Here is a 16,020-nt window from a genome sequence, read left to right as displayed (position 1 = left end):
ACAGCGGAGAAACCACCCCTCAGCCCATCACGCCGGCATCGTTCAGAAGTGCCACCGCATCGGCAGAGCCAGGCATGTCCGCGATGGCCTGGGCGAGAGCCTCGTGCCGATGCTCCAGTCCTGCATAGGCAAGGCAGGCGCGCGCCTTGGCGAGATGCTCTGCCCCGGACAGCGGCCACTCGGGCGAGCCGAACTGCGCGGCGACATCTTCCGTCCATTCCCGGCCATCGCGGGTTCGCGCCACCGCTCTTGCGGGAACGAAGGCGGCAAGATCGGGATTGTCGTCAGCCACCACCCGTATCCGGGCGGCGAGCGCAAGGACTTGCGGATCGTCGAGGGTCTCCCTCTGGAAATCGCCAAGCGAAACGGTTCCCCGCAGCAGTGTCACCGCCGCCAGGAAAGGCAGGCAAAGCCGCGCATAGCCCGGCTCCATCGCCGCCCTGGCGGGCCTTCCGACGAGGCGGTGGATGAGCGGCGGCGCGTGATATTCAAGGCTTTCCAGCCCTTCAGCACCCGGCGCGCCCGCGATCAGTCCCCGCTCGATCAGCCTCTGGACGGCAACGATACCGCCATGGCCGGCCCGCCCGGTCGGAAACGGCTTCCAGCTCACTTCGGTGATCCGGTGCCCCTGCTGCAGCCGCGCAAGCGCCGCGCCGAGTTCCTCGCGCTTCTCCATCAGGGCGAAGTAGCCGAAAGGGCCGTCCAGCGGGTGCGCGACACCCGGCATTCCGGCACGCGCGAGATCGATGGCGACAAGGCTGGAGCGCGCGGCACCGGCAACCTGCACCGGCAGCGCGGGCTTGCCTTCGACATGCGCCTGCATGGTGCCGGAAGCCAGCGCGAGCGCGTGCCCAAAAGCATCGAGCGCCATGACGCGCGGCATCGCCCTGAGGCTGGCGATGGCAGCGACGCAGCCGAAGATGCCTGCCGTGGCCGGACGAAAGAACCGGAGCGCATCCGGCGCGGCGATACCCAACGTGACCGCCACGTCCACGCCGGCGACAATGGCGGTCAGGAACTGTTCCCCGCTCACCGGCGCGCCGCGCTCGGCCTCGGCCAGCAGGGCTGCCAGCACGGTCGCCATCGGATGCAGCACCGCCGGTTCGTGGACGCAGTCGTACTCCTGCCCGTGAATCTGGAAGGCATTGACGAAAGCCGCCGAAGCCGCCGGAAGGCGCAGCCCCGGCCGCCCCAGCACACCAGCGGCGCCGCCCTCGCCCCAACCTTTCACCATTTCCAGCACGCCGTCGGCATGGGCGGCGTTGCGTCCGGCCACCCCCACGGCAAGACTGTCATGCAGGAAGACGGACGCCCGCTCGTGCGCCGCGCCGGGAATGGCCTCCCAGCGAAGCGACAGGGCGTGATCGATCAGGACTTCGGCGGGATTTTCGTTCATCTCAGTGCGGTTCCTCACCGCCCGAGACATTCATGCTTTCCCCGGTGATATAGGCCGCTTCATCCGAGCACAGGAAAGCGACCGCGCTTGCGGTATCCTGCGGCAGGCCGGGGCGGCCCATCGGAATACGCGCAGCCATGCGCTTGAGGTATTCCTCCACCGAGATGCCCTGGACTTCGGCGAAATGCTCGTTCTGCCACTTGCCAAGGCCGGTCGTCACATGGTTCGGGCAGACGTTGTTGACGGTGATCCCTTCCGGTCCAAGCTCGATCGAGGCAGACCGCACAAGGCCGACAAGCCCGTGCTTGGAAGCCGTATAGGCCTGAGCATGGGGAAAGCCCGACTTGGCGGCCTGGCTGGCGATGTTGACGATGCGGCCGCCGCGCCCCTGGCGCACCATGCGCGCCGCCGCCGCCTGAAGGCCGAACCACGCCCCGCTCAGGTTCACATCGATCACCGCGCGCCAGTCTTCCGGCGAGACTTCGGCGAGCGGCTTCATGATGTAGCCAATGCCCGCATTGTTCACCCAGATATCGAGCGAACCGTGCTTTTCCATGGCATGATCGGCCAATCCCTCGACCTGGTCCGGTTCGCGCACGTCGCAGGCGAACGTCGAGCCGCCGGAGGGCAGCGAGGCAGCAATCTCGCGCATTTCCTCGGTTCCGCCGATCATGCCATCCGGCGTCGCCGCATCGCGCGAACCGCCGATGTCCGAGATGACGACCCTTGCCCCCTCTTCCGACAGCCGCCGCGCAATGGCCTCGCCAAGACCGCCCTTGCGGCCCGACCCGGTGACGACCGCAACCTTGCCCGCGAACCTCATGCGGCCAATTCTCCGATGGTCACTTCCTCGGTGGTGAGGAATGTCACTTCGACCATGCCCTGGAATGCAGCGGCCACTTCCTGCATCGCCGCCGAAGCCACTTCGGCGCCGAACTGCTCCATGTCCTTCACGTCCAGCACTTCGACATAGCCGAACGGCGGCGGCGCATCGCTGCCGAGCACGCCGGTCGTGCGGAAAACGCGAAAGCTCTCGATCGAGGACAATGCATTCACCGTGGGGAGGTCCGATTCGCGGGCCCAGCTCTCATAGGCTTCGACCGAGACCCCCGGCTTCAGGTTGAACAGCGCGAAAATCAGCATTCTTCGTCCCTTTCTTGTCGCCTGCCGGTCATCGCCGCTTAGCGTGCTTGCTTCCGGCGCCCGGCCATTATATCATATCTCTATAACAAATGAGGTAGGCCGTGAAGACGTCTCAGAAACCCCATTCCCCAGCCCCGGCCGGCAACGACCCTAACGCGGCCTACGATGGCCCGCCGGACTATCGGGTGATTGGCCGCCACGCGGTTTTCCCCGAGACCAGCCATGACGAGATCGAGCGGATCAACTTCCTCGCGCAGATGAACCGCCATCTCGCCGCGCGCGTGGTGCCGGGGGTCAAGGCATCGTTTGAAAACCGCGTTGCGCCGGGCTTCGCCGCGCAGAACGGCCGTCCGCTCGCCAATCGCCACGAAGCGCGCAAGGCCATGCTCGATGACCCGGCGTTCCAGACCTGGTCGGCGCTGCGCCGCATGACGATGGAGCAGCGGCAGCAGGCCGGGCGCTGGACCGCGCTGCGCCAGAACGAACGGCTCGCCCGGATCGCCGCCGATCTTACCGATGGCGACGAGCGACTGGCCCTCGATCCCGCGCTGGCGATCCCGCGCTACGTCTCGGCCGTGGATCATCACTGCATGCCGGGCAGTTACCACACGGAATACTTCCCCGGCGACGTGACCAACGGCGCCAATTACGACCACGCCGGTTTCGTCACCACCAGCGGCTTGCTGGGCAAGTATTCGGACGGCGGCGGGCATGCCGTGGTCAACTGGGTCCGCCGCAACCTTCCGGATTTCAAGCCCCGCAGGATCCTCGAAATCGGCGGCACGGTGGGCCATTCCAGCCTGCCGCTGGCCCAGGCCTTTCCCGATGCCGAACTGACGATCGCCGATCTCGGCGCGCCGGTCCTGCGCTACGGTCTTGCGCGCGCCAAGTCGCTCGGCGTTGACAACGTGCGCTTCGTGCAGGCCAGCGGCGAGGATCTCTCGCTGTTCGAAGACCAGAGCTTCGACTGGATCCAGACGACGATGTTCCTGCACGAGCTTTCGACGAGGGCGCTGCGCAATATCTTCGCCGAGACCCGCCGCCTGCTGCGGCCCGGCGGCGTCGTCCTTCACGTGGAGCAGCCGCAGTACGCGCCTGAAATGCCGCTTTTCGAGCAGGCCATGCGCGACTGGGATGCCTTCTACAACAACGAGCCGTTCTGGAGCCGGATGCACGAGATGGACCTCGATGCCGAAATGGTCGCCGCGGGGTTCGCCGCCGACAGTCTGATCCACGGCGGCGTGTTCGGCGTCGTCGACCGCGAACTGTTCCCCGATGCGGCCGAGGACGAAACCGAGGATTACGGCCGCAAGGCGGCCTGGCACGTGATCGGAGCCGTGGCATGAGCTTTACCGACGCCCTCAACCACGCCGGCGCCAAACCAGCAGGAAAACGCCCCTATTTCCTCGAACCGCAAGTGGAGCGGGTCCTCGCCATCACCATGGCGGTGGCGCAGGAACTGGCGGTTACCCGCCAGCGCGCGGACACGCTGGAACGCCTGCTGCTCGAAAAGGGCGTGTTGTCGGAAGGCGAGATCGACGCCTTCACGCCGGACCGCGCTGCCTCGGCCGAGCGGCAGATGTGGAATCAGGAATATATCGCCCGCATCCTGCGCATCGTGCAGCAGGAGAACGAGGCCGCCATGCTCGCCGAAGATGTCGCCTCGGGCGATGTGGGCGACGAACTCGCGAGCGAGGTATGAGCGGCGAGGCCTTCGAATTCAGCGTCCCGGTCCTGGTGGTCGGGGGGGGGGCATGCGGCTGCATTGCCGCGCTTTCCGCGCGGGAATCCGGTGCCGAAGTGCTGCTGGTCGAGCAGGACGAGCGGCCCATGGGCTCCACCGGAATGTCGCAGGGCCTGATCTGCGCGGCGGGCACCCGGTCGCAGGCAGAGCACGGGATCGAGGATGATGCCGAGCGCTATTACGCCGATATCATCGCCAAGACCCGCGGGCAGACCGACCCGGTGCTGGCCCGCGCCATCGCCGATCACGCAGGGCCGACGGTGGACTGGATGGTCGGCGCTCTCGACATGCCGTGGCAGCTCGATACCGGCTTCCGCCCGGCCTATGGCAACAGCACTTACCGGGTTCACGGATGGCGCGGCCATTCGGGGCAGGACATGGTGGAACTGCTGCACCGGCGGCTTGATGACGCCGGGGTGGACGTGATGGCGGCCACCCGGCTTTCCGGGGTAGAATCCGATGGAAACGGCCGAATTCTGGGCGTTTCCCTGACCCGGCGCGATGGCTCGGTAGAGCGTGTGGGCTGCGGCGCGCTGGTGCTGGCCTGCGGCGGTTTTGCCGCCGATCACGCCATGGTCGCCCGGTACATGCCCGAGATGGCCCATGCCCGGAACAACGGCCACGAAGGCAGCCGGGGAACGGCAGTGCGGGTGGGCGAGCAGCTGGGCGCCGCCCTGGGCGACATGGGGGCCTACCAGGGCTACGCCATGCTGACCGAACCGCAGGGAATCCCGGTGCCGCCGGGCGTTCCGGTGGAGGGCGGCGTGCTCGTCAACATGGCGGGCGAGCGGTTTACCGACGAGACCGCCGACATCGCCGGCATGGTCCATCCGGTGCTTCGGCAGGAGGGCGATCACGTTTGGGTGGTGTTCGACGCCAGGATCGAGGCCGCTGCCGACTATATACCCGAGATGCAGCAGCTCAAGGCCCTCAACGCCTTGAAAAAGGCCGATTCCATCGCCGATCTGGCCGAGGCGATGGGCGTTCCTGCCGCCGCGCTCGAGGCGACACTGAAAGCGACACAAACGGCACAGAGCGAGGGTAGAGCCGACCCCTTCGGCCGCGTCTGGGGAACCGACCTGCCGCCTGCCGCCCCGTACCGGGCGCTCAGGGTGGTGGGCGCGATCTTCCACACGCAGGGCGGCCTCCAGATCGACGGCGAGGCCCGCGTCCTGCGCGCCGATGGCACGCAGCTGCCCAATCTCTTCGCCGGCGGCGGCGCCGCAAGGTCGGTCTCGGGACCGTCTTACTGGGGCTACCTGCCCGCGATGGGCCTTGCCACGGCAGTGACCTTCGGGCGGCTCGCCGGGATGGGCGCCGCGCGCGTGGGGAGCGCTTTCGCAGAGGCCGAACTGTCCGACAGGTGACCATGTTCATCCGACAGGCGGGCAATCGCGAAACCCGCGTTCAATTGATCTAAGACAAAGCCAATTCAAGGCTTCCAGCGTCCGGGGAACCAAGCCATGTCCGCCAACCCTGCCACGAACGAAACCCTGTCCGGGATCGCCCCCTGCCCCGCCGACCTGCGCGCCGCGCTGGTGGCCATCGTCGGGCCGGAGAACGTCAGCGACGACGAGGCGCGCCTTCGCCTGTTCAGCGAGGACGTGTGGACCCGCGCCGATCACGTCGCCATGCTGGCCGTGGCGCCTGCCACCACCGCGGAGCTCGCCGCCGTGGTCAAGGCCGCGAACGAGGCAGGTGTGGCGCTGGCGCCGCGCGGCGCGGGCATGAGCTATACCGAAAGCTATCTCCCGGTCACGGACGACACCGTCACCATCGACACCACCCGCATGGACAAGGTGCTGAAGATCAGCCCCGAGGACATGACGGTGACCGTGCAGTGCGGCTGCACTTGGCGCGCGCTCAACGAGGCGCTCGCGCCGCACGGCCTGCGCACCCCTTTCTGGGGGCCGATGTCGGGCATCTATTCCACCATCGGCGGCGGTCTTTCGCAGCTCAACGCGATGTTCGGCGCCGGGCACCACGGCACCTCCAGCGAGAGCATGATCGCGGTGACCATGGTGCTGGCGGACGGACGGACGCTGCGCACCGGCGCACGCGGCCCTGACGGCGACACACCGCACTACCGCCACTTCGGCCCCGATCTCGCCGGGCTGTTCTGCGGCGATTCCGGGACGCTGGGGCTCAAGGCCGAAGTGACCTTCCGCCTGATCCGCACGCCCCGGTTCGAGGATTCGGTCTCGTTCTCGTTCCCCACCGGCCAGATCATGATCGAGGCGCTGGCGGAAATGACCCGCGCCGGCATCGCTTCGGAAACCTGCGGCTTCGACCCCGGCCTCACCAAGGTCCGCATGCGCCGCATGTCGCTCGCCAGCGACGTGAAGACGCTGGGCAAAGTCGTGGCCAAGGAGAAGTCGCTGGGCAAGGGCCTGCTGGCCGCCGCCAAGATCGCCATGGGCGGGCGCGACTTCATCCCGGAGGACGACTACCCGCTTCACATCACCGCCGAGGGCCGCTGCAAGGAATCGGTGGCCGCCGATATCGCCAGTGCCCGCGATATCGCCAGGCGCTTCGGCGGCACCGAGATCGAGAACTCGATCGCCAAGGTGATCCGCGCCATGCCGTTCCCGGCGCCGAACTCGATCCTCGGCCCCGAAGGCGAAAGTTGGGTGCCGGTTCACGGACAGGCCTCGCTTTCCACCGCGCCTGCCATGTTCGGCGAAATCCGCGCCTACTTCGATGCGATGAAGGCCCGCTTCGATGCGCTGGGCATTCACAACGGTTTCCTGTTCTCCTCGCTCTCCACCAATGCCATCGTCATCGAGCCGGTGTTCTTCTGGCCCGAAGGCTATCGCCCGGTCCACGAATCCATGGTCGAGCCCGAGCACCTCAAGCGCCTGAAGCAGCTTGGCCCCGCGCCGGAGGCGACCGCGCTGGTCGCCGAAGCGCGCGAGCAGGTGAAGGCGATCTGCAAGAAATACGGCGCCGCCCATTTCCAGATCGGCCGCGCCTATCCTTACCGCGAGACGCGCGATCCCGCGTTCCTCGATGTGCTGGATGCGGTGAAGAACGTGATGGACCCCAAGGGCCTGTTCAATCCGGGCGGGCTCGCCTTCCCGCAGGGAAAGATCGCGCAATGAGCGAGATCTACCGCGCCATCCGCCTCGAACGCGTCGCGCCCTCGTTCCGCGAAGGAAGCGAGATCGTCGAACTGCCGCTGGCCGCGCCCGGCCCCGGCGAGATCCGCGTGCGCAACCTGCATTGCGGCGTCAACGGCATCTTCGACACCCAGATCGCCCGCAACGCGGTGGACTATGTGAAGATCGCCCTGCCCACTTTCACCGGCGTGGAGGCCATCGGCGCGGTCGAGGCGGTGGGCGAAGGTGTGAGCGACTTCGCGGTGGGCGATGCGGCGGTCACGGTGCGCTTCACCGGCGGCTACCGCGAGGCCAATACCGGCCCCGCCAGCCAGTTCGTGAAGGCGCCCGCCGCCACGCGCGAATATCTGGCGCTGGCCTCCACCGGGGTTTCCGCGCTTGTCGCGCTGGAGCGGATCGGCGAGCTGAAACGCGGCGAAACCGTGGCCATCTCGGCGGCGGCGGGCGGCCTTGGCCACCTGCTGGTTCAGCTTGCCGTTCTCATGGGCGCGCGGGTGATCGGCGTGGCGGGCGGCCGGGCGAAATGCGATTTCGTCGCCTCGCTCGGGGCAGAACGGGTGATCGACTACAAGTCCGAGGATGTGGGCGCCGTGCTGGCGGCCGAATATCCCGGCGGCCTCGACGTGGCGGTGGACACGGTGAGCGGCGCGATCTTCGATGCCTTCCTCGCCAATCTCGCCAATCATGGCCGCCTCGTGGTGGGCGGCGCCGCCTCGGACCTGGAGGGCAAGCCCGAGATCGTCACCGGCCCGCGCATCGCCCATGCCATCTACTACAAGGGCGCATCGGTGCGCGGCTTCATGAACGGGCTGCTCACGCCCCACTGGGCCGATGCGCGCGAGCGGCTTTTCGACCTTTACGCACAAGGCCGGATCAAGGTGCGGTTCGACGATCAGCCCAACCTCGGCATCGAGGGCGTGTTCGGCGCGGTGGAGCGGCTGCTCTCGGGCCGATCGATGGGCAAGGTCGTGGTCGACCTTGCCGGACAGGACGACTGAAACCGCGCGAAAGCGGGTGCGACGACACATGACAGGCAAGACTCTCTTCGAAAAGATCTGGCAGGCCCACCATGTCGCGGACAGTGCGACCGGGGCCGCGCTCATCGCCATAGACCGCGTGTTCCTGCACGAACGGACCGGCGCCGCCGCGCTCAAGGCGATGGCGGCGGCGGGGCGCCCCGTGCGCGATCCGGCGCGCGTTTTCGCGGTGATGGACCATATCGTCGACACCCGCCCCGGCCGCGGCGACGGCACGCTGATGGAGGGCGGCTCCGCCTTCATCACCGAGACCCGCGCCGCCGCGCGGGCCGCCGGGATCACCCTGTTCGACGTGAACGACCGCGACCAGGGCATCACCCACGTCATCTCGCCCGAGCTTGGTATCGTCCTGCCCGGCGTCACCCTTGTCGCGCCCGACAGCCACACCTGCACGCAGGGCGCGCTGGGGGCGCTGGCATGGGGGATCGGCTCCAGCGAGGCGGAACATGCCATGGCAACCGGCGTGCTGCGGCTGGACCGGCCGGGGACGATGCGCGTCACCTATACCGGCACGCTTGCGCCCGGCGTCACCGCCAAGGACATGGTGCTGGCGCTCATCGCCGCGCACGGCGCGGGCGGCGGCGCGGGACATGTGGTGGAGTTCGCGGGCGAGGCGGTGCGCGCGCTTGACATCGAGGCGCGCATGACCTTGTGCAACATGGCCACCGAGTTCGCGGCCATGACCGGCATCGTCGCGCCGGATGCGAAGACTTTCGAATATCTGGCGGGCCGCCGCTATGCGCCGGAGGACTTCGGCGAGCCATACTGGCACGGCCTGAAAACCGACGAGGACGCCCGGTTCGACCGCGAGATCGTGATAGACGCCGCCGCGCTCGCCCCGATGGTGAGCTGGGGCACCAGCCCGGAACATGCAGTGCCGGTGGACGGCACGGTGCCGCAGGGACCGGCGCGGGCGCACGACTATATCGGCCTCGATGCCGGCAGCCCGCTGCTGGGCACGCCGATCGACGTGGCGTTCCTGGGATCGTGCACCAATGCCCGTCTCTCGGACCTGCGCCGCGCCGCCGCTTTGATGAAGGGGCGCCATGTCGCGCCCTCGATCCGCAAGGCCATGGTGGTGCCCGGAAGCTCCGCCGTGAAGCGCGCCGCCGAGGCCGAGGGGCTCGACGCGATCTTTGCCGAGGCCGGGTTCGAATGGCGCGAGAGCGGCTGCTCGCTATGCTTCTTCGCAGGGGGCGAACGCTTCCCCGAAGGCAGCCGGACGATCAGCAGCACCAACCGCAACTTCGAGGGGCGGCAGGGTCCGGGCATCCGCACCCATATCGCCAGCCCGGAGACCGTGGTTGCCAGCGCGATTGCCGGCGCGATCGCCGATCCCCGCGAACTCATGACCCGGAAGCCGGCGCGATGACCCCGTTCACCACCCTCACCTCGCGCGCGGCCGCGCTGCTGCGCGACAATGTCGATACCGACGCGATCATCCCCAGCCGCGAGATGAAAAGCACCGGGCGCACCGGCCTTGCCGACGGGCTGTTCGCGCCGTGGCGCTATATCGACGCCGCCGCGCGCGTGCCGGACCCGGCGTTCCCGCTCAACCGCCCCGAAGCGGCGGGCGCGCAAGTGCTGCTGGGCGGGGCGAACTTCGGCTGCGGATCAAGCCGCGAACATGCCGTCTGGGCGCTGGCGGAGTACGGCATGCGCTGCGTGATCGCGCAAGGCTTCGCACCGATCTTCCGGGCCAACTGCATCCGCAACGGGCTTCTTCCCGTGGTCCTGCCCGAAGCGGCCATCGCCGCCATGGCCTGGCAGGAGGTGACCGTGGACCTGCCCGCGCAGGAAGTGCGCTGCGGCGCCGCCATCCACCGCTTCGCCATCGAGCCCGAACCGCGCGAGATGCTGCTCGAAGGGCTCGATGCCATCGACCTCACCCTCAAGTCGTTGCCGGAAATCGAGGACTGGACCTCGGCCGACCGCAAGGCGCGGCCCTGGGTCTACCTCGGGGCCACTCTCGAAAGAACACCATGACGCAGATACTCGTTTCCGAAGTCGGCCCGCGTGACGGGTTGCAGTCGATCAAGGCGATCATGCCGCTGGAGGCCAAGAAGGCGTGGATCGCCGCAGAGGCCGCCGCCGGGGTGCGCGAGATCGAGGTGGGCAGCTTCGTGCCGCCCAGCCTGCTACCCCAGATGGCCGACACCGCCGAACTGGTCCGCTTCGCGCGGGGGATCGAGGGGCTCAACGTCGTCGCCCTCGTGCCCAATGCCAAAGGGGCGCAGCGGGCGGTGGAGGCGGGTGTCCACGCCATGTCGATCCCCCTTTCGATGAGCGAGACCCACTCCATCCGCAACGTGCGCAAGGACCATCCGGCGATGCTGGCGGAAATCGCGGCCGCATCCGAAATCGCAAGGGCGGCAGGCGTTCACTTCGCCGTCGGCCTCGCCACCGCGTTCGGCTGCACCATCGAAGGCGCCGTGGCGGAAGATACGGTCGTGCGCCTCGCCCTTGCCGCGGCCGAGGCAGGCGCGCAGGAGTTCAGCCTGTCCGACACCACCGGCTATGCCGACCCCGCGCAGGTCCGGCGGCTGGTGCGCAAGGTCAGGGCCGCGGTGGGGGCGGACATGCTGACCACGCTCCACCTCCACAACACGCGCGGGCTGGGCCTCGCCAATGCGCTGGCCGGGCTGGAGGAGGGCATCACCACGCTTGACGCCTCGCTCGGCGGGCTCGGCGGCTGCCCCGCCGCGCCGGGGGCCTCGGGCAATCTCGTGACCGAGGATCTCGTGCTCATGCTCAATGCCATGGGGCTCGATACCGGCATCGACCTCGAACGCCTGCTGGAAGTGCGCCAGATCCTGGCCGCCGCCCTGCCCGGCGAACCGCTCTACGGCTTCACGCCCGATGCCGGGCCGATGCTCGACTACAACGAAAGGATCGCCCGATGAGCGAGAACGCCCCGCAGCCAGCGGTCCCGCAGCCTTTGGCCGGCATCCGCGTCGCCGAATTCACGCACATGGTCATGGGCCCCGCCGTGGGCCACATCCTCGCCGGGCTGGGCGCCGAAGTGGTGCGGATCGAGCCCATCGGCGGGGACCAGACCCGGCGCCTGCTCGGCTCGGGCTCGGGCTATTTCCCGATGTACAACCGGGGCAAGCAGTCGATCTGCCTCGATCTCAAGTCGGCCGAGGGCCTGCAGGTCGCCCGCGACCTTGCCGAGGGCGCCGACGTGCTGATCGAGAATTTCCGCCCCGGCGCGCTCGACCGGCTCGGCCTGTCCTACGAGGAACTGGCACAGGCCAATCCGCGCCTGATCTACTGCTCGGAAAAAGGCTTCCTGCCCGGCCCCTACGAACAGCGCACCGCGCTGGACGAAGTGGCGCAGATGATGGGCGGCCTTGCCTATATGACCGGCCCGCCGGGACGTCCCTTGCGCGCGGGCTCCAGCGTGATCGACGTGACCGGCGGCATGTTCGGCGTGATCGGCATCCTCGCCGCGCTGGAGGAGCGCCATCGCACCGGGCGCGGCCAGAAGGTCGTCGCCAGCCTGTTCGAGACCACCGCCTACCTCGTTGGCCAGCACATGGCGCAGTTCGCCGTCACCGGGAAAGCCGCCGCGCCGATGCCCGCGCGCATCTCGGCCTGGGCGATCTACGACGTGTTCGAAACCCGCGACGAGCCCGTGTTCATCGGCGTGGTTTCCGACGTGCTGTGGCAGAAGTTCTGCGCCCTGTTCGAACTGCATGAGCTCTGGGCCGACCAGAGCCTGCAAACCAACAACCAGCGCGTGCTCGCCCGCGACCGTATCCTGCCGCAGGTCCGCCAGCTCGTCGCCTCGATGACGCGGGCCGAAATCGTGGCGAAGCTGGAAGGCACCGGCCTGCCTTTCGCCCCCATCGCCCGTCCGGAGGACATGTTCGACGATCCGCAGCTGGCCGAAGGCGGGCTGGAGCCGGTCGTGCTCGACACCGGCGAGGAAACCCGCCTGCCGACGATCCCGCTCCAGATGGGCGGCCTGCGCCCCGGCGCGCCGGTGACGCTGCCCGCCCCCGGCGCGAACAGCCGCGCGGTGCTCGAAACGCTGGGCTATGCGCCGGAGCGGATCGAAGCCCTCGTCGCGCAAGGCGCGGTAGGGGCCTGAGCTTTCCGTTTCCGGGGCGCCGCCCCCGCGCCCTGCAGCCGGAAGGATGAAGGCCCAGACTTGAATTTGATCGCGTAGTCATACTGAGCTAGGCCAATCGGGTTCAAGGCTAGGGAAGCAAATGCACGCGATGTCGGACCTGATCGCAAATGATATGGAAGCGGTCGCCCGTATCGACGCGGTGCCCTCCATCCTGGAGATAGCCTGCCGCATTACCGGCCTGCGCTTCGCCGCCGTGGCCCGGGTTACCAGCACCAGCTGGACGGCCTGTGCGGTCAGGGACGAAATTGCCTTCGGCCTGGAAGTGGGCGGCTCGCTCGATCTCAAGACGACGATCTGCGACGAGATCCGGGATTCGGGAACCGGCGTGATCATCGATCACGTGGCCCTGGACCCGATATTCCACAATCACCACACGCCGCGTCTATATGGATTCGAAAGCTATATCTCGATCCCGATCTTCCGCCGCGACGGCAGTTTCTTCGGAACCCTTTGTGCGCTGGACCCGCTTCCCGCCAAACTGTCCGATCCGGGAATCGTAGCCACATTCGAGAATTTCGCCAGATTGATCGGCCTCCAACTCGACCTTCAGGACGATCTGCACCGCAAGGAGCAGGAACTGGCGAATGCGGATCGTTCCGCTTTGATCCGGGAACGTTTCATCGCCATCCTCGGCCACGATCTGCGCAATCCCCTCGCCGCCGTGGTTTCGGGAATGAGGCTGCTTGCAAGGATGGATCCCTCACCTCGGGCCGCCCTGGTGATCGAGAAAATGGGCCAGAGCACCCGGCGCATCGAAATGCTGATCGACGACCTGCTGGACTTTGCGCGCGGCCGCCTGGGCGACGGCGTATTCCTCGATCTGCAGACGACGGACTCGCTGGAAGCGCCCGTTCGAGAGGTGATCGAGGAATTGCAGATTGTTCATCCAGAGGCATCGATCGATGTGATCCTCGATCTGGAAGAACCGATCATCTGCGACATTTCCCGGATTTCGCAATTGCTTTCCAACCTGGTCGGCAACGCGCTCGTCCATGGAACGCCGAACCGGCCGATCACCGTGCACGCGCGCAGCGGGCAAGGGCGGTTCAGTTTGTCGATCGCCAATGAAGGTGGTCCGATCGCCCCGGAGCTCGTCCCCACATTGTTCGAACCGTTCACCATGGCGAACGGGAACGAGCGGGGGAACGGGTTGGGGCTCGGGCTGTTCATCGTTTCCGAAATCGCCAAGGCGCACGGCGGCACGGTACATGTCAGCTCGGACAAGAACCTGACGGTCTTCGAACTGTCGATGCCTTCGGGTTCGTGACCGGCGATCCTTTGCGCCGTCCCGGAGCAGGTCCGGGGCGGCGCATGTCTCAGTATTCGGCGAGCAGGCGGCCCATGCCTTCGATCCGGTCCGCGATCCCCTGCGCGCGCAGGGCGTGCCAGTAGGTTGCGGTGTTGATCGCGATCACCGGCTTGCCCAGTTTCGCCTCGTATTCGGCCGCAAGGTCCACCATCGAGAGATTGGTGCCGACCTGCACGATGGCGTCAACGTCATCCCCGTCCAGCTCTTCGATCACCTCGCGCAGGCGGTCTGGGCCGACTTTGGCGATGTCGGTCCAGCAGCGGCATTCCAGCGGCACGTCGCGCTTCACGGTGAAGCCCGATTCCTCCAGAAAATTGCGCACTTCGGCATTGGCGACCGGGTAATAGGGCGAAACGAAGCTCACCGTCTTCGCGCCGTAGGCATGAAGCGCCGCCGCCACCGATTCCGCCCCCGTAGACGCGCCGACGCCCGCCAGTTCCTCGACCTGCCTCTTCCATTTCCGGCTACCCTCGACCCCGCCGTAGAACGTAATCGCCGACATGCCGAGCACGAGGTAGTCCGGCTTGCAGGTCATCACCGATCGCACCGCGTCCAGCGTGTTTTCGGCGATCGCCGTGGTTCCGGCGATGAAATCCTCGTTCGAGAGCGCCAGCGGGTCCTTGACATAGATGCGCGAAAAATGGTTGGTCACGCCCGCAGGGCGCATGCGCTCCATGTCCGGCTGGACCACGGTGTTGGTGGAGGGGGCGATGACACCCAGCAGCTTTCGCCAACCGAGAACGTCTCCCATTGCAGATACTCCTGTTGCGGACCGGTGCCGGTGCCGCTGGTTGATGGGGTGCCGGGGGTCTGGTTTACGACCTGGTTCAGCGGATCTCGGCCGCCTGGGCGAGGCTCTCGTACATTGCCTGCCGCAGCATGTAGGCGCGGCGGCGCGTATCGTCCTGCTTGATCGCCAGCATGGCTTCGCGGCGGCGCTTGTGCGCCTCGTCCTGCCCGCCGCGGATCATCGCCATGTTTTCCTTGGTCTGCATCTGCGTGAAGCTGTGCGTCACTTCGCGGCGCTGCCGGTCGTAAAGCGCGAGGTTCTCCTCTGCCCCCGAACCCGTCTTCTGCCCCTTGAGCACCGGCAGCAGCTTCTCGAACAGGTTGAAGGCATCATGCACGCCCGAATTCATGCCGAAGCCGCCAAGCGGGTTGTTGAGATGCCCGGCATCGCCCGCCAGCAGCACGCGGCCCTCGCGGAAGGATTTCGCCACGCGCTGGTGGACCCGGTAGAGCGTGCGGTGCTCGGTCTTCACCATCTCCCCGTCGCCCACCAGCCTGCCGAAGATCGCGTTCTTCATCGCATCCGAGCGCAGTTCCTCGTCACTGAGCGAACCGTCGGTCGGCACCAGCACGCGCCAGAGCGTGGGCACGCGCAGCAGCACCAGCCATTCGTCCGGGTCGGACACGTAGTTGACCCAGGCCAGGTTCGGGATGTGGTCGCCCAGTTCGAACGCGGTCGAGAGGCAGAGGAAGCGTTCGGGATAAGTGAACCCGTCGAATTCGATGCCCAGCCACTTGCGCACGATGGAATTCGCGCCGTCCGCACCGATCAGATAATCGCAGCGCATCTGCGCGATGCCGGTCATCGTCTCGACCGCGAGGTTCACGCCGTCCGCGTCCTCCTCGAAGGTCAGCAGGCGCTGGCCGAAGCGGACATCGGCATTGCCCTGCTTCTCAAGCCCCGAGGCAAGCGCGCGCGACAGGTGATACTGTTCGCACTGGATGCGGAAAGGGTAGCGGGTCACGTCGTCGATCTCGGCAAGGTCGAAGTCGATCACTTCGCCCGAGTGACGGTCTCGCCAGTGATAGACCGGCGCCTTGAGCCCCTTCTCCAGCAGCATCGGCGTGACCCCGATCTGGTCGAGCATTTCCAGCGTCGGCGGATGGAACGTGGAGGCGCGCAGATCCTGCGCACAATCGCCGTTCACTTCCAGCACCACAACGTCGATACCCGCCTGCGCCAGCAGCGTCGCCAGAACCGTTCCGACCGGTCCCGCCCCCGCGATCGCCACCTGACACCGTTCAACTGCCGCCATATCGAGCAGACTCCATTTCCTGTTCCGTTCCCCGCTATGGACCGGGCGGTCCGGCGGGGCGGGCGAAGTCGCGGAACTATCCGAGGTTC

General features: G+C 67.2%; 15 protein-coding genes. 10 read left to right on the top strand and 5 right to left on the bottom strand.

Features of this window, described 5'->3' with window-relative positions:
- Positions 1–19 precede the first annotated feature (19 nt).
- Genes ACXJ16_RS19500 through ACXJ16_RS19490 form a run of 3 tightly spaced genes read right to left on the bottom strand, consistent with a single transcriptional unit; the run spans position 20 to position 2,539 of the window.
- Positions 20–1,396 (bottom strand): MmgE/PrpD family protein, encoded by a 1,377-nt coding sequence (locus tag ACXJ16_RS19500; protein ID WP_463923066.1) that lies wholly within the window; start codon positions 1,394–1,396, stop codon positions 20–22.
- Between the two features lies 1 nt (position 1,397).
- Complete coding sequence (locus ACXJ16_RS19495) at positions 1,398–2,219, bottom strand: SDR family NAD(P)-dependent oxidoreductase (protein ID WP_463923065.1); 822 nt, start codon at positions 2,217–2,219, stop codon at positions 1,398–1,400.
- Positions 2,216–2,539, bottom strand: coding sequence for a RedY/HapK family protein (locus ACXJ16_RS19490; RefSeq protein ID WP_463923064.1), 324 nt, complete (start codon positions 2,537–2,539; stop codon positions 2,216–2,218). Before ACXJ16_RS19490 ends, ACXJ16_RS19495 begins: the two co-directional genes overlap by 4 nt.
- Positions 2,540–2,640: 101 nt before the next feature.
- Between ACXJ16_RS19490 and ACXJ16_RS19485 the strand changes: the two genes are divergently transcribed.
- From ACXJ16_RS19485 to ACXJ16_RS19440, 10 genes are all read left to right on the top strand, one after another.
- Positions 2,641–3,885, top strand: a complete 1,245-nt coding sequence (locus ACXJ16_RS19485; RefSeq protein WP_463923063.1) for a class I SAM-dependent methyltransferase — start codon at positions 2,641–2,643, stop codon at positions 3,883–3,885.
- Positions 3,882–4,241: a hypothetical protein gene (locus ACXJ16_RS19480; protein WP_463923062.1), complete on the top strand. Its 360-nt coding sequence runs from the start codon at positions 3,882–3,884 to the stop codon at positions 4,239–4,241. The genes ACXJ16_RS19485 and ACXJ16_RS19480 overlap by 4 nt, the downstream gene beginning before the upstream one ends.
- Positions 4,238–5,650: an FAD-dependent oxidoreductase gene (locus ACXJ16_RS19475; RefSeq protein ID WP_463923061.1), complete on the top strand. Its 1,413-nt coding sequence runs from the start codon at positions 4,238–4,240 to the stop codon at positions 5,648–5,650. The genes ACXJ16_RS19480 and ACXJ16_RS19475 overlap by 4 nt, the downstream gene beginning before the upstream one ends.
- Positions 5,651–5,746: 96 nt before the next feature.
- The gene (locus ACXJ16_RS19470) at positions 5,747–7,384 is read left to right on the top strand and encodes an FAD-binding oxidoreductase (protein ID WP_463923060.1); all 1,638 of its coding nucleotides are present in this window, start codon (positions 5,747–5,749) and stop codon (positions 7,382–7,384) included.
- Positions 7,381–8,400: a zinc-binding dehydrogenase gene (locus ACXJ16_RS19465; protein ID WP_463923059.1), complete on the top strand. Its 1,020-nt coding sequence runs from the start codon at positions 7,381–7,383 to the stop codon at positions 8,398–8,400. The genes ACXJ16_RS19470 and ACXJ16_RS19465 overlap by 4 nt, the downstream gene beginning before the upstream one ends.
- Positions 8,401–8,428: 28 nt before the next feature.
- Positions 8,429–9,811, top strand: coding sequence for a 3-isopropylmalate dehydratase large subunit (locus tag ACXJ16_RS19460; protein ID WP_463923058.1), 1,383 nt, complete (start codon positions 8,429–8,431; stop codon positions 9,809–9,811).
- Positions 9,808–10,425, top strand: a complete 618-nt coding sequence (leuD, locus tag ACXJ16_RS19455) for a 3-isopropylmalate dehydratase small subunit (protein WP_185999637.1) — start codon at positions 9,808–9,810, stop codon at positions 10,423–10,425. Before ACXJ16_RS19460 ends, leuD begins: the two co-directional genes overlap by 4 nt.
- The gene (locus tag ACXJ16_RS19450; protein ID WP_185999636.1) at positions 10,422–11,342 is read left to right on the top strand and encodes a hydroxymethylglutaryl-CoA lyase; all 921 of its coding nucleotides are present in this window, start codon (positions 10,422–10,424) and stop codon (positions 11,340–11,342) included. The genes leuD and ACXJ16_RS19450 overlap by 4 nt, the downstream gene beginning before the upstream one ends.
- Positions 11,339–12,535: a CaiB/BaiF CoA transferase family protein gene (locus ACXJ16_RS19445; protein ID WP_463923057.1), complete on the top strand. Its 1,197-nt coding sequence runs from the start codon at positions 11,339–11,341 to the stop codon at positions 12,533–12,535. The genes ACXJ16_RS19450 and ACXJ16_RS19445 overlap by 4 nt, the downstream gene beginning before the upstream one ends.
- A 121-nt stretch (positions 12,536–12,656) precedes the next feature.
- Positions 12,657–13,844, top strand: coding sequence for a GAF domain-containing sensor histidine kinase (locus ACXJ16_RS19440; protein ID WP_463923056.1), 1,188 nt, complete (start codon positions 12,657–12,659; stop codon positions 13,842–13,844).
- A 49-nt stretch (positions 13,845–13,893) separates the two neighbouring features.
- On the opposite strand, the gene ACXJ16_RS19435 is transcribed toward ACXJ16_RS19440, so the two are convergent.
- Together ACXJ16_RS19435 and ACXJ16_RS19430 are read right to left on the bottom strand one after the other, a co-directional pair.
- Positions 13,894–14,637: a maleate cis-trans isomerase family protein gene (locus ACXJ16_RS19435; RefSeq protein WP_463923055.1), complete on the bottom strand. Its 744-nt coding sequence runs from the start codon at positions 14,635–14,637 to the stop codon at positions 13,894–13,896.
- Between the two features lie 76 nt (positions 14,638–14,713).
- Positions 14,714–15,931 carry an FAD-dependent oxidoreductase gene (locus ACXJ16_RS19430; protein WP_054441880.1) on the bottom strand — a complete coding sequence of 406 codons (1,218 nt, stop codon included), beginning with the start codon at positions 15,929–15,931 and terminating at the stop codon, positions 14,714–14,716.
- Positions 15,932–16,020 lie beyond the last annotated feature (89 nt).

Source organism: Novosphingobium sp. TK71, from assembly GCF_055361505.1.
The sequence above is the reverse complement of the archived record's forward strand: the minus strand, read 5'-3'. Positions and strand labels throughout refer to the sequence as shown.